We start from the raw sequence: 14765 nt of genomic DNA, 5'->3' as shown, positions 1-14765 counted from the left end.
GCCGCTCAGGTTGAGAGCGTTTCAGGCTGCCATCACCGTCTGCACCGGTGGTTCGCTGACCGATTCCACCGCCGCCAGAAATTCCGCACCCCAGCGCACGATGTCGTTGTGCTGGACGATGGCGAACAGCTCGCGCAATCGTGACTCGGCTTCGGCGCGGTGGATGTTCAGCGCGTACAGGCATTTGTCGCGCAGGTCGTTGCGGTCGTGCGGGTTGGTCAGCACCGCGCCGTGCAGCTCGGCCGCCGCGCCAGCGAACTCCGACAGCACCAGCACGCCACCGCCCTGCATCAGCCCCTGGGTGGCGACATACTCCTTGGACACGAGATTGAGCCCGTCGCGCAGCGGCGTGATCCACATGACGTCGGCGATGGCGTAGTAGGCCACCAGTTCGGCGAACGGGATGGGGCGGAAGAAGAACTGCACCGGCGTCCAGCCGACGCGCGAGAAGCGTCCGTTGATGCGGCCGACCGCCTGTTCGATCTGCGTCTGCAGCGTGTCGTAGATGGTCATTTCGCTCGCTGCGGGCACGCATACGGCGATCAGCGTCACTTTCTGCCGCAGCTCCTCGTTCTGTTCGAGCAGCTGTTCGAAGGCGAGCAGCTTTTCCAGCGTGCCCTTGGTGTAGTCCAGCCGCTCGACCGACAGGATGACGCGCTGGCCCGTCATTTCGCGGCGCAGACGGTCCATCAGCCGTGCGCTCTGCGTGTCGGCGAGAATGCGGCCGATACGGCCCACGTCGAGGCCGACCGGGTGAGCGCCGATGCCGATGCGCCGGCCGTGCACCTCGATCCCCGTCGTCATCTCATCCAGCCCGACCGCGCAGCCGTAGGTGAGGAAGCGCGGTGCGCAGTTCCTGGTTTCGAGCACGCGCAGCGGCGCCACGCCGCGTGCGACGTCGACGAAGTTCTCGGCCTGGCGCGGAATGTGGAAACCGATGTAGTCGCACTGCAGCAGGCTGCCGACGATGTCGCGCCGCCACGGCATCACGTTGAACACGTCGGCCGACGGGAAATAGGTGTGGTGGAAGAAGGCGATCTTCAGATCGGGCCGCAGCTCGCGCAGCGCCGCCGGCACCATCCACAGGTTGTAGTCGTGCAGCCATACCGTGGCGCCGTGCGCCGCCTCGGCGGCGGTGCGTTCGGCGAACAGCCGGTTCACCTTCAGGAACACCTGCCAGTCGTCCTCACGGAACTGCGCGCGTTCCCAGAAGGTGTGCAAGGTCGGCCAGAAGGCCTCCTTCGAGAAGCGCTTGTAGAAGATGTCCACGTCCTGCGTCGACAGTTCGACGCGGGCGCAGCGCAGGCCGGGATACTGCTCGCGGTCGACCGTGGTGTGCGTTTCGAAGCGGGCGTCGCCGGCGTGCGCGCTCGACCAGGCGATCCACGAACCTTTGCGCCCATCGGCGAAGAAGCTCAGCAGGGTGGGGATGATGCCGTTCGGCGAGCGGTGCGGCCGGCGCAGGATGGTGCCGTCGTCGTCGATCGCTTCCTCGTAGGGCAGGCGGTGATAGACGATGACCAGTTCCGACTTGCCGCAGGGCGCCATGGTTTCGCTGCCGGGCGGCAGCAGCAGCGTGCGGTCGATGAAGCGGAAGAAGTCGAGTGCTTCGAGGATGCCGGCACAGCCGACGCGGCGCGAATGCAGCACGCGCGTGCGGTCGGCGGTGGCGGCCAGCAACGCTGCTTCCGATTCGCCGACGCAGACGCCGCGGAAGCCCTGCTCGAACATCGACAGGTCGTTCAGCGTATCGCCCGCCACCAGTACGTGGTTCATGTCGATACCGAGGTCATGCACCAGCCGGCGCAGCGTGCTGCCCTTGTTCACGCCGCGCGGCAGGAAATCGAGATAGCGGTCGGCCGAGTACAGCAGGTCGCAGTTCTGTTCGTTGGCGATGCGGTATAGCTCGTCGGTCACCGCGTCGCTGTCGCAGAAATAGGAGCAGCGTCGCTGCTGCGGCACCTCCTGTCGCTGCAGGCCGGGAATGCCCTGCAGCGCCTCGCTCACTGCGCGCTCGCCCGGCCACAGCGCATCGATGTCGGCCTGCAGCGGCTGCACAGCCTGTCGGGTGCGTCCATCGACCACGGTGGCACCGACGTCGGCGATGACGTAGTGCGGCACCGGGATGGCTGCATCGGACAGGATGGGCAGCACGGCTTCGAGGCCGCGGCCGGTCACGAACACCAGCGTGATGTCCGGATCGTTGCTGATCAGTTGATAGAGCTGCTGGCGTGCGTCGGTGTCGCCGGCGAGAAAGGTGCCGTCCAGATCGGTGGCGATGAGCATGTCGTACTCCCTGTGGAAAGGTTGGCGGTCGGGGTGAAGGTCAGCGGGTCTCCGTGGTGGATGTGTCGGGATCGGGGCGGGCGGTGCCAGCCAGTTCGAAGGCGGTCGAGGTGGTGCGCACCATGGGCAGGAAGCGCGTCTGCAGCGCGACCTGCGCCGGCATGCGGCGCAGCAGCGAGGAGGTGAGCAGCGCCAGCACGCCCTGGGTCAGCGCGAACCACATTGGCAGCGCGTCGGGCCCCAGCGCGGCCATCGCCAGTCCGGCGGCCAGCGGGCCGAGCGCTGCGCCTATGCCGTGCACCAGCAGCAGTCCGCTGCTGCCGGCCAGCACTTCGTGCGGGTCGAGCCGGTCTATCAGGCGCGCCATCGCCATCGGGTAGAGCGCGAACGCGAAGCCGCCGTAGAGCAGCCCGGCGGTCGCCGTCGCGTCGGCGCCGAAGGGCAGCGCGAACATCGGCAGCAGCGCCAGCAGCGCGGCGGCAAAAGCCACCAGCGTGATGACGCGGCCGCGGTCGTGACGGTCGGACAGCATGCCCAGCGGCCACTGGAACAGCGCGCCGCCGACGATGGTCGCGCTCATGAATGCGGCTACGCCCGAGCTGCCCAGTCCACTGCGGTCGGCCCATACCGCGCCCAGCCCCCAGAAGGCGCCCATCGCGAGGCCGGAGGCGAAGGCCGCATCGAAGGCGATCGGTGCCTTTCGGTACAGGCTGCGCAGCGCCGGTGCCGCGGCATTGTCGATCTGCGGCTGGCTCAGTCGCGTCGCCGCCACCGGCATCACCGCCGCGCACACCAGCAGCGCGGCCAGCACGAACAGCGTGTGCGTTGCGGCGTCGCCGACCTGCAGCAGCTGCTGGGCCAGCGCCAGTGCGCCGAGATTCACGCCCATATAGGTCGCGAACACGCGGGCCCGTTGCGCCGGTGCGGCCTGGCTGTTGAGCCAGCTTTCGACGATGGCGTACAGCCCGACCATGGCGATGCCGGTGAGCAGGCGCACCGGCGCCCACACCCACGGCGACACCCACATTTCGTGCAGCAGCACGCTGCAGGCCACGGCCGAGGTGAAGAAGGCGAACGCGCGCACGTGGCCGACGCGGCGGATCAGCGTCGGCGCGACCCGGGTGCCGATCAGGAAGCCGGCGAAGAACAGCGAGCCGAGCAGACCCATGAAAGGGCTGCCGTATCCTTCGATGCCGCCGCGCACGGCGAGCAGCGTGGTGAGCAGGCCGCTGCCGAGCAGCAGCAGGGCGACGCCGCCGAGCAGGGCGGCGAGCGGTGCGAGATGGACGAACAAGGCTTCGACTCCGCTTGTATGGAGGGGAAGCGACCGGACGCTGGGTGATGCCGGGCGACGGGCTGCGGTGCCCGCCTGTCACGAAAGGCCGCGCTGAAGAAGTACTGGCACTGGCTGCTTGGGAGCCGACGAGGATAGCCGCGAGGCGATCACGGGTCTGTAGGAACTCGCCGACCCGTCGCACGCTCCACTGACCCGCAGTCGCAGCTTTGCCGTCGCCGTTTACACTGCATTCACCTGCCGGCGGCTCAGGCAGCGTTTCGATTAACAGGCACCCACAATAATGATCGGGTCTCGACCGTCGGTCGCACCCAACAACGCCCTTCCATCCAGATGACCACACACGGACACGATGCCGCTCCGGCCACGCGCAAACCGCGCTGGCCCTGGATCATGATGCTGCTTCTGCTGGCCGGCCTGACCGCCGGCTGGTTCTACGCCAACGAACGCACCAAGCCGGCCGACGGTGAGGGCGGACCACCCGGGATGAGGGCCGGCGGCCCGCCGGGCGGTCCTCCGGGTGGCGCACGCCGCTTCGGCGGCGAGACACGGGTCGGCAGTGCGGTGGCGCAGCGCACCGATCTGCCGGTGCATCTGGCGGCGCTGGGCACGGTGACGCCGATCGAGAGCGTGGTGGTGCGCAGCCGGGTCGAGGGCGAACTGCAGTCGCTGCATTTCACCGAAGGTCAGCGGGTGAAGAAGGGCGACCTGCTGGCGCAGATCGATCCGCGCGCATTCCAGGTCGAACTGGCGCAGGGCGAAGCGGCGAAGGCGCGCAATGCGGCGCTGCTAGCCAACGCGAAGGAGGACCTGACGCGTTACGAAACGCTGCTGGCGCAGGATTCGATCGCCGCGCAGCAGGTGACCAACCAGCGCTCGCTGGTGCGCCAGTACGAAGCGGCAGTGCTGGCCGACGACGCCACCATCGCCAGCGCCCGGCTGTCGCTGCAGTACGCCCGCATCACGGCGCCGATCAGCGGCCGCGTCGGCCTGCGCCTGGCCACGCCCGGCAATATCGTGCGCAGCTCGGACGCCGACGGCCTGCTCACCATCACGCAGGACGCGCCGATCTCGGTCGTGTTCGCGCTGCCCGAGCCGCAACTGGTCGCGGTGCGCAGTGCCATTGCGCGCGGTGGCCTGCCGGTCGAGGCGCGTGACCGCGATAACCGCACCGTGCTGGCGACCGGCACGCTGCGCATCCTGGACAACCAGATCGACGTCGCCACCGGCACCGTGAAAGCCAAGGCGATGTTCGATAACCGCGACGGCGCGCTGTTTCCGAACCAGTTCGTCAACGTGAAGCTGCGCGTCGACACCATCGCCGACGCCATCGTCGTGCCGGTGTCGGCGATACAGCGCGGCGCCAGCGGACCTTTCGTATACGTGGTCGGCGACGACCTGACCGCAGTCATGCGGCCGGTGAAGACCGGTGTGCTCGAAGGCGAACTGCAGCAGGTGACCGAAGGCCTGCAGCCGGGAGAGCGCGTCGTGACCGACGGCGTGGACCGCCTGCGTGAAGGCGACAAGGTGAAGCTCGACGACACCCCGTCCGCACCGCGTGCCGGCCACGGCGGTGCACCGGGCCGACGTGGCCCGCCGCCGGCGCAGTGAAGCGGCAGCGATGAATCCGTCCCGCCTGTTCATCCTGCGGCCGGTGGCCACCTCGCTGCTGATGGTGGCGCTGCTGGTCGCCGGCTTTCTCGCCTACCGTCTGCTGCCGGTATCGGCGCTGCCCCAGGTCGACTATCCGACCATGCAGGTGGTCACCTTCTATCCGGGCGCCAGTCCGGAACTGACCACCTCGCTGATCACCGCGCCGCTTGAGCGCCAGTTCGGACAGATGCCCGGCCTGGTGCAGATGAATTCGCTCAGTTCGGCCGGCGCTTCGGTGGTGACGCTGCGCTTCGGTCTCGACATATCGCTCGACACCGCGCAGCAGGAAGTGCAGGCGGCGATCAATGCCGCGAGCACACTGCTGCCCAACGAACTGCCGGCGCCGCCGATCTACAGCAAGGTCAATCCGGCCGACGCGCCGGTCATGACGCTGGCGGTCAGTTCGAAGGCGGTGCCGCTGCACCTGCTCGAAGAGGCGGTGAGCAGCCGGCTGGCGCAGAAGATTTCGCAGCAGTCCGGCGTCGGTCTGGTCAGCATTTCCGGCGGCCAGCGCCGTGCCGTGCGGGTGCGCGTGAATCCGTCGGCGGTCGCCGCCTACGGTCTGAGCCTCGAACAGCTGCGCGCCGCGGTGGTCGCCACCAGTTCCAACCAGGCCAAGGGCAGTTTCGACGGCCCGACGCGCGCCACCACACTGGACGCCAACGACCAGCTGCGCTCGGCCGACGAGTACCGGCGCAGCGTGATCGCCTGGAAGAACGGTGCGCCGATCCGGCTGCAGGACGTTGCCGAAGTCGTGGACGGCCCGGAGAACCGGCTGCTCGCTGCCTGGGCCAACGAGACGCCGTCGCTCATCCTGAACATCCAGCGCCAGCCTGGCGCCAACGTGATCGACGTGGTCAGCCGGATCAATGCACTGCTGCCCGAACTGCAGGCCTCGTTGCCGGACGCGGTCGACGTGCAGGTGCTGACCGACCGCACCGAGTCGATCCGCACCTCGGTGCGCGACGTGCAGATCGAACTGGTGATGGCGGTGCTGCTGGTCGTCGCCGTCATCTTCGTGTTCCTGCGCAACGCGCGCGCCACCGTCATTCCGGCGATCGCGGTGCCGCTGTCGCTGATCGGCAGCTTCGCCATCATGTATCTGGCCGGCTTCTCGGTGAACAACCTGACGTTGATGGCGATGGTGATCGCCGCCGGTTTCGTCGTCGATGACGCCATCGTGATGACCGAGAACATCGCCCGTCACCTGGAGATGGGCAAGGGCGCGATGCAGGCCGCGCTCGACGGCGCGAAGGAGATCGGCTTCACCATCATTTCGCTGACCGTGTCTCTGGTGGCGGTGCTGATTCCGCTGCTGTTCATGCAGGACGTGGTCGGCCGGCTGTTCCGCGAATTCGCGCTGACGCTCACCATCGCCATCCTGCTGTCGGCGGTGGTGTCGCTGACGCTGACGCCGATGATGGCCGGGCGGCTGCTGAAGGCCGAGGGCGAGCACGCGCACGAGGGCTGGTACGCCCGCCTGCTGGCCGGCTACGCGCGCACGCTGCGCTGGGTGCTGGATCACCAGCCGCTCACGCTGGTCGCGGCAGTCGCCACCTTCGTGCTGACCGCGCTGCTCTATCTGGCGGTGCCCAAGGGCTTCTTCCCGGTGCAGGACACTGGGCTGATACAGGGCATGTCGGAAGCGGAACCGACCATTTCCTTCTCGGCGATGAGCGCGCGCCAGCAGGCGCTGGCCGAGGTCATCCTGCGTGACCCGGACGTCGACAGCGTCAGTTCCTTCATCGGCGTCGATGGCCAGAATCCGACACTGAACACCGGCCGCATGCAAATCAGGCTGAAGCCGCTGGCCGAACGCAGCGACCGCGCGCCGGAGATCGCCCGCCGGCTCGAAGCGGCGGCGCGCGAGGTGCCGGGCGTCGCGCTCTATCTGCAGCCGGTGCAGGACCTGACCATCGAGGACCGCGTCAGCCGCGCGCAGTACCCCTTTGTCGTGCAGGCCACCAATCACGAAGATCTGCTGGAATGGGTGCCCCGGCTCGCAGCCGCGCTGCAGCAGTCGGACCGGCTCACCCAGGTCACGACCGATCTGGCCACCGGCGGCGTGCAGGCCTATGTGGACATCGACCGGGCGGCGGCGGCCCGCGTCGGCGTCTCCGTCGCCGACATCGACGCGGCGCTGTACAACGCCTTCGGCCAGCGGCTGATCTCGACCATCTTCACCCAGTCCAGCCAGTACCGCGTCGTGCTCGACGTGCAGCCGCAGTTCCAGATCGGCCCGGAAGCGATCGCGCAACTGCACGTGATGTCGGCCGATGGCCTGCAGGTGCCGCTGGGCACGCTGGTGCGTGTCGAAGAACGTCCGGCGCGGCTGGCCATGGGCCGTCAGGGCCAGTTCCCTGCCGCCACGCTGTCGTTCAACCTGCCGGACGACGTATCGCTGGGCGAGGCGGTGGATGCGGTCGAGTCGGTGCGCGCGCAGCTGGGCATGCCGGCGACGATGACGCTGAAGTGGGAGGGCGCGGCCGAGGCCTTCCGTGCCTCGCTCAGCGACACGCTGTGGCTCATTCTGGCCGCGGTGGTGACGATGTACATCGTGCTTGGCGTGCTGTACGAAAGCTATGTGCATCCGCTGACCATCCTGAGCACGCTGCCGTCGGCCGCCATCGGCGCGCTGCTGGCGCTGCTGCTGGCCGGTCACGCGCTCGACATGATTGCGGTGATCGGCATCATCCTGCTGATCGGCATCGTCAAGAAGAACGCCATCATGATGATCGACTTCGCCCTCGAAGCCGAACGCAACGAGGGCATGGCGCCGCGCGATGCGATCTTCCAGGCCTGCCAGCTCAGGCTTCGCCCCATCCTGATGACCACCGCCGCCGCGCTGCTCGGTGCGCTGCCGCTGGTGTTCGGTGGCGGCATGGGCTCGGAACTGCGCTTCCCGCTGGGCCTCACCATGGTGGGCGGCCTGCTGGTGAGCCAGGTGCTGACGCTGTACACGACGCCGGTCATCTACCTGGCCTTCGGGCGCCTCTTCCGGGTGCAGCCGGCCAGAGCGGGTGCAGAGGCGGAAGCGGGGAGCGAAGCACGATGAGCATTCCGCACGGCCGCCCGAAGGGATGCTCGCCCTCCCTCGGGGAGGTGCCGCGTAGCGGCAGGAGGGTCTGGCAATGAGTGCCTGGGCACTGCCCATCCGCCGTCCGGTCGGCACCGCACTGCTGACCGCGGCGATCGCGCTCGCCGGCGCGCTGGCTTTCCGGCTGCTGCCGGTGTCGGCGTTGCCGCAGGTCGACTTCCCGACCATATCGGTCAGCGCTGCCTTGCCGGGCGCCAGCCCCGAGGTGATGGCGGCCACCGTTGCGACACCACTGGAACGCACGCTGGGCCGCATCGCCGGCGTGACCGAAATGACGTCCAGCAGTTCGCAGGGCAATACGCGGGTGACGCTGCAGTTCGACCTCGATCGCGACGTCGAGGGTGCGGCACGCGACGTGCAGGCGGCGATCAACGCCGCGCGCGCCAGCCTGCCGACCAGCCTGCCGTCCAACCCGAGCTACCGCAAGGTGAATCCGGCCGACGCGCCCATCATGATTCTGGCGATCACGTCGGACACGGTGCCCATTCCGCGGCTGTACGACGTGGCCTCGACCGTGCTGGCGCAGAAGCTGGCGCAGATTCCGGGGGTGGGCGAAGTGGCCGTCGGCGGCGGTGCGCTGCCGGCCATCCGCGTGCAGGTCAATCCGGAAGCGCTGCACCAGAGCGGCCTGACACTGGCCGACGTGCGCAATCGCATCACCGAGTCGAACGTGAACCGGCCCAAGGGCTTCGTCGAGGACGGCGAGCGCTACTGGCAGATCGAGGCGAACGACCAGGCGCGCCGCGCCGGGGACTACGTGCCGCTCATCCTGCGCCACACCTCGGGTGCCGTGCTGCGCCTGGGCGACGTGGCGCGGGTCGAGGATTCGGTGCAGGACGTGCGCAACCTCGGCCTGACCAACGGCAAGCCGACGGTGCTGCTGGTGCTGACCAAGCGACCGGGCAGCAACGTGATCGAGACGGTCGAGCGGGTGCGCGAACTGCTGCCGGAACTGGGCGCCAGCCTGCCGGCGGCGGCGCGCATGGAAGTGGCGATGGACAGTTCGGTCACCATACGCAGCGCGCTGCACGAGGTCGAGATCGCGCTGGTCATTTCGATCGCGCTGGTCATCCTGGTGGTGTTCCTGTTCCTGCGCAACGCGCGGGCGACGCTGATTCCGGCGGTCGTGGTGCCGGTATCGCTGGCCGGCAGTTTCGCCGTCATGTACCTGCTCGGCTTCAGCCTGAACAATCTGTCGCTGATGGCGCTGACCATCGCCACCGGTTTCGTCGTCGACGACGCGGTGGTGGTGATCGAGAACATCGCCCGCCACATCGAGCGCGGGCTGAAGCCCTTCGAGGCAGCGGTGGCCGGCGTGCGCGAGGTCGGCTTCACGGTGGTGGCGATCAGCCTGTCGCTGGTCGCGGTATTCATTCCCATCCTGCTGATGGGTGGGGTGGTCGGCCGCCTGTTCCGCGAATTCGCGCTGACCATGTCGGTGGCGGTGCTGGTGTCCATGGTGGTATCGCTGACCGCGGCGCCTATGCTCGCAGCGCGCCTGCTGCGGCACAGCCCGGTCGAGCAGGAGGCGCGCTGGCAGCGTGCCCTCGGCCGCGTGTTCGACGACCTGCAGATCGCCTACGCGCACAGCCTGGACTGGGCGCTGCGCCATACGCGCATCGTCATGCTCATCTTTCTCGGCGCCATCGCGCTGAATTTCTGGCTGTTTTCCATCGTGCCCAAGGGCTTCTTTCCGAATCAGGACACCGGCCGCCTGTTCGGCAGCCTGCGCGCCGACCAGAGCACCTCCTACCAGGCGATGACGAAGAAGATGGCACAGGCGGTGGAGGCGATCCGCAGCGACCCGGCGGTGGACAACGTGAGCGCCTTCACCGGCGGTGGCCGCGGCGGCGGCGCCAACAACGCGAGCTTCTTCGTCAATCTGAAACCGCTGAAGGAGCGCGGTGCGTCGGCCGAACAGGTGATCGGCCGGCTGCGCGGCAAGCTGGCGCGCATCGAAGGCGTGCAGCTCTTCCTGGTGGCGGCGCAGGACCTGCGCGTCGGCGGCCTGCGCTCGTCCTCGCAGTACCAGTTCACGCTGACCGCCGACAGCCTGCGCGCGTTGCGCGAATGGGTGCCCAAGGTGCGCGACGCGATGCGCGACCTGCCGCAGCTGGTCGATGTCGGCACCGATCAGGAAGACCGCGCGTCGCAGACGCGGCTGGTCTATGACCGCGACACGCTGGCCCGTCTCGGCCTGACGCCCGGCACCGTCAATCAGGAGCTTTACGACGGCTTCGGCCAGCGTCAGGTGAGCACGCTGTACGAGCCGCTGAACCAGTACAAGGTGGTGCTCGAAGTGGCGCCCGAGCGCGCGCAGGACCTGTCGGCGCTGGATTCGGTGCGCGTGGCCACCGCCGACGGCAGTCTGGCGCCGCTGGACAGTTTCGCGCGGGTGGAGCAGGGCGTCATGCCGCTGTCGATCGCCCACCTCGATGGTCGGGTGTCGACCACCGTGTCCTTCGGCACTGCCGAAGGCGTCACGCTGGCCCAGGCGATGGACGCGGTGCGCGCGGCGATGGCCGACATCGGCGTGCCGGCCAGCATCAACGCCGGCTTCCAGGGCTCGGCGCGCGCCTTCCAGCAGTCGCTGGACAACCAGCCGCTGCTGATACTGGGCGCCATCATCGCGGTCTATCTGGTGCTGGGCATTCTGTACGAAAGCCTGATCCACCCGCTCACCATCCTGTCCACGCTGCCTTCGGCCGGCATCGGCGCCATCCTCGCGCTGATGGCCTTCAACATCGAGTTCGGTCTGATCGCGGTGATCGGCGTGCTGCTGCTGATCGGCATCGTCAAGAAGAACGCCATCATGATGATCGACTTCGCGCTCGACGCCGAACGCACGCGCGGCCTGGAGCCGCGGGCGGCGATCCGCGAAGCTTGCCTGCTGCGCCTGCGTCCCATCCTGATGACCACGCTGGCCGCCATGGTCGGCGCGCTGCCGCTGGCCATCGGCTTCGGTGAAGGTTCGGAACTGCGTCAGCCGCTGGGCATCGCGGTGGTGGGCGGTCTGGTGGTGAGCCAGCTGCTGACGCTGTACACGACGCCGGTCACCTATCTTTACCTCGAACGCTTCAGCCGCTTCTGCGGCCGCCTCATCGCGCGCACGCCGCGCCCGGTCTCGCCATGAACAAGATACTGCCGCTCCTCCTCGCCGCGCTGTTCGCCGGCTGCACCACGATAGGCCCGGACTACCAGCGGCCGGCTTTCGACCTGCCGCAGGACTACCGTGCCGCCGACGGCTGGAAGCCGGCCGAGCCGGCCGATCACCTGCCGCGCGGCGACTGGTGGCGGGCTTACGGCGATCCGGTGCTCGACGATCTGATCGCCCGCGCCGACAGCGCCAACCAGGATCTGCGCGTGGCGCTCGGCAATTACCGTCAGGCGCGCGCCGCGGCGCAGCAGGCACGGGCCGGCTTCCTGCCGGAGGTTGGGCTCAGCGCGTCCGCCCAGCGCAGCCGCAGCGCCGCGATACAGGGGCGCTCGGCCAATCAGTCGAACACCACCCAGCTCGGTCTCGACGCCAGCTGGGAAGCCGACCTGTGGGGCCGCATCGGCCGCGAGGTCGAAGCCGCCGGCGCAGAACTGCAGGGCAGCGCCGCCGATCTCGCGTCGGTGCGCCTGTCGCTGCAGGCCGAACTGGTGCAGAACTACTTCCAGCTGCGTGCCGCCGACAGCCAGCGCGCGCTGTATGCGCGCACCGTCGCCGCCTACGAGAGGGCGCTGGAAGTGGCGCGCAATCGCGTCGCCGCCGGCGTCGCCACGCGCGGCGACGAGGCGAGCGCACTGGCCCAGCTTCGCGCAGCGCAGGCGCAGGCGGTCGATCTCGACCTGACGCGCACCCAGCTTGCCAACGCGATCGCGGTGCTGGTCGGCGAGCCGGCGTCCAGCTTCTCGCTGGCCGAGGCTGACTGGCAGGGCGCGCCGCCGGCGACCCCGGTCGGCCTGCCGTCGACACTGCTCGAACGCCGCCCCGATATCGCCGCCGCCGAGCGCCGCGTCGCCGCGGCCAATGCGCGCATCGGCGTCGCGCAGGCGGCGTGGTTCCCGTCGCTGACGCTGAACGCCTCGACCGGCTACGCCGGCAACAACTTCGCGCAGTGGTTCAACGCGTCCAACCTGGTGTGGTCCTTCGGCCTGTCGCTGGCGCAGGCGGTATACGACGGCGGCCGGCGCGACGCGCAGATCGAATCCGCCCGCGGCGCGCACGACGTGACCGTGGCCCAGTACCGGCAGACCGTGCTCGGTGCGCTGCAGGAGGTCGAGGACAACCTGAGCGCCTTGCGTCTGCTCGCCGACGAGGCCGCACTGCGTGAACAGGCCCTCGCCGCTGCGCGCGAAGCCGAAACGCTGGCGCTGAACCGCTATCGCGCCGGCACCGCCAGCTACACCGAAGTCGTCACCGCCCAGACGGCGGCGCTCGACAACGAACGCAGCCTGATGCAGCTGCGCGGTCGCCAGTTCTCGGCCAGTGCGCTGCTGAACAAGGCGGTGGGTGGCGGGTGGGAGCCCTCAATAGCCGTCCGCAGCGCGCGCGACGATACGACAGTGAACGCGCGCTGAGCCTGCTCCCGTGCCCGCACGGGGCGGCAACGGGCCTGCTTTCGCAGCAGCCGAAACAGGCGCATGCTGGCAACGCATGTTTCTGTCGTCAGCGGAACAGGTTCACGCGCGGTGATGCAACTGGAAGTGAATTGCATAGCGTGTGCGCATAGAATCCGGCAATCGCCTTTCGGGAGAATGCGTTGCTGCCTCACCCTATCGCCCTCTCCGTGCGCTGTGTGCTCCTTTCAGGTGCTGTGCTGCTTTGCGGCGCGCCAGTGCTGGCGGCGGATTTCGCCTACGAGGTGCGCGCCGGCGACAACCCATGGAATCTGACCCAGCGCTACCTGAAGGATATTTCCTACTGGCCGCGCATCCAGCAGTACAACCGGATCAGCGAGCCGCGCCGGATGGTGCCGGGCAGCCGGCTGCTCATTCCCGAACAGTGGCTGCGCCTGCAGACGCGCGAGGTGCGCATCGACGCAGTGCGCGGCGACGTGACCATCGCCGTTGCCGACGGTCGTACGCGCCCGGCGCAGGCCGGCGACAAGCTGGAACCCGGTTCGCGGCTGGTGACCGGCGATGCGGGCAGCGTGGCGCTGGCCTTCGCCGACGGCAGCCGCGTACAGCTGCGTCCGCGCAGCGAACTGGGCGTGCGGCAGTCGGCCGATTTCGCTGCCGGCGCGGGGTCCTGGGTCCGGCTTGAACTGCTGCGCGGCTCGATCGACAGTCTGGTGGCGCCGCGCAGCGGGCCGGCCGGCCGCTTCGAGATCCAGACCCCGGCCGCGGTGGCGGCGGTGCGCGGCACACAGTTCCGCGTCCATGCCGACGAACGCAGCGCGCGCAGCGAAGTGCTCGAAGGCCGGGTCGCCTTCGGCAATGAGGCGGGCAGTCAGGCGCTCGATGCAGGGCAGGGTGCGTCGGCGCAGGCCGGCCAGGCGGTGACGCCGCCGCGAGCCCTGCTGCCGGCGCCGGCGGCGCAGCCGCTGTTCGCCGACCGCCTGCCAGTCAATCTGCCGTTTCCGGCGCTCGAAGGCGCCCGCGCCTACCGGGTGCAGGTGACGGCTGACGGCCGTTTCGACACGGTAATGTCCGATCGCGCCAGCGACCGTCCGGCGGTCGTCGTCGCCGATCTGCCGGATGGCGACTACCGCTTGCGCGTGCGCGGCATCGACGCCGACGGCTTCGAGGGGCTAGACGGCGAATGGGCGCTCACTGTGGACGCGCGGCCGGAGCCACCGGTGCTGGTCGAACCGGCACCCGAGGCGCGCGTCAGCGATGAACGGCCGCAGCTGCGCTGGAGTCGCGCCCGCCCCGACGAAAGCTGGCGTCTGCAGATCGCCGACAATCCGAGGTTCGACGCGCCGCGCGTCGATCGCAGCGATCTGAGCGAACCGGCCTACCGCCCGGACGACGCACTGCCACCTGGGATCTATCACTGGCGCATCGCCAGCCGCAATCCGGACGAGGGGGGCGGTCCGTTCAGCGACGCACAGACCTTCCGCCGCCCGCCGCCCGGCCCGGCGATGGAACCGCCGCAGGTCGGGCCCGAGGGCCTGGCCCTGCGCTGGCGTGATGCCGGCGAGGGCATGCGCTACCAGATCCAGATCGCCCGCAGCGAGGACTTCGCCGCACCCGAGGTCGATGCGCAGACCGATCGCCCTGCGTGGCTGCTGCGCGACGCGCAGCCCGGCACCGTGTACCTGCGCGTGCGCAGCCTCGCGGCCGACGGGTTCGAGGGCGACTGGGCGCCGACCCAGGCGGTCACGGTGCCGGAGCCCGAGCCGGCATTCCGTGTCTGGTGGCTGCTGCCTCTGCTGCTGCTGATCTGAGCGCGCCGATCATGACCGGGCCCTTCGTCGCTTTGATACCTTTGACGGACGCCCTGGC

7 protein-coding genes are annotated in these 14765 nt (G+C 69.0%); 5 read left to right on the top strand and 2 right to left on the bottom strand.

What is annotated here, in order from left to right; all coding sequences use genetic code 11:
* Window positions 1–21: 21 nt before the first annotated feature.
* Both ggpS and WJU27_RS09965 read right to left on the bottom strand, forming a co-directional pair.
* Complete coding sequence (ggpS, locus tag WJU27_RS09970; RefSeq protein WP_341422020.1) at window positions 22–2286, bottom strand: glucosylglycerol-phosphate synthase; 2265 nt, start codon at window positions 2284–2286, stop codon at window positions 22–24.
* A 40-nt stretch (window positions 2287–2326) separates the two neighbouring features.
* Complete coding sequence (locus WJU27_RS09965) at window positions 2327–3580, bottom strand: MFS transporter (protein WP_341422019.1); 1254 nt, start codon at window positions 3578–3580, stop codon at window positions 2327–2329.
* Between the two features lie 393 nt (window positions 3581–3973).
* On the opposite strand from WJU27_RS09965, the gene WJU27_RS09960 reads away from it, so the two are divergent.
* The 5 genes from WJU27_RS09960 to WJU27_RS09940 all read left to right on the top strand — a co-directional run bounded on the left by WJU27_RS09960 (window position 3974) and on the right by WJU27_RS09940 (window position 14707).
* Window positions 3974–5191, top strand: coding sequence for an MdtA/MuxA family multidrug efflux RND transporter periplasmic adaptor subunit (locus WJU27_RS09960; RefSeq protein WP_341422018.1), 1218 nt, complete (start codon window positions 3974–3976; stop codon window positions 5189–5191).
* 10 nt (window positions 5192–5201) lie between these two features.
* Entirely contained in the window at window positions 5202–8288 is a 3087-nt protein-coding gene (locus WJU27_RS09955) for a multidrug efflux RND transporter permease subunit (protein ID WP_341422017.1), read from the top strand.
* 76 nt (window positions 8289–8364) lie between these two features.
* A complete protein-coding gene (locus WJU27_RS09950) occupies window positions 8365–11463 on the top strand; it encodes a multidrug efflux RND transporter permease subunit (protein WP_341422016.1) in 3099 nt (1032 codons plus the stop codon).
* Window positions 11460–12896, top strand: coding sequence for an efflux transporter outer membrane subunit (locus tag WJU27_RS09945; protein WP_341422015.1), 1437 nt, complete (start codon window positions 11460–11462; stop codon window positions 12894–12896). The genes WJU27_RS09950 and WJU27_RS09945 overlap by 4 nt, the downstream gene beginning before the upstream one ends.
* Window positions 12897–13114: 218 nt before the next feature.
* Window positions 13115–14707 (top strand): FecR domain-containing protein, encoded by a 1593-nt coding sequence (locus WJU27_RS09940; RefSeq protein WP_341422014.1) that lies wholly within the window; start codon window positions 13115–13117, stop codon window positions 14705–14707.
* Window positions 14708–14765 lie beyond the last annotated feature (58 nt).

Origin of the sequence: Methyloversatilis sp. NSM2, from assembly GCF_038066675.1 — a bacterium.
Lineage (GTDB): Bacteria > Pseudomonadota > Gammaproteobacteria > Burkholderiales > Rhodocyclaceae > Methyloversatilis > Methyloversatilis discipulorum_A.
The sequence above is the reverse complement of the archived record's forward strand: the minus strand, read 5'-3'. Positions and strand labels throughout refer to the sequence as shown.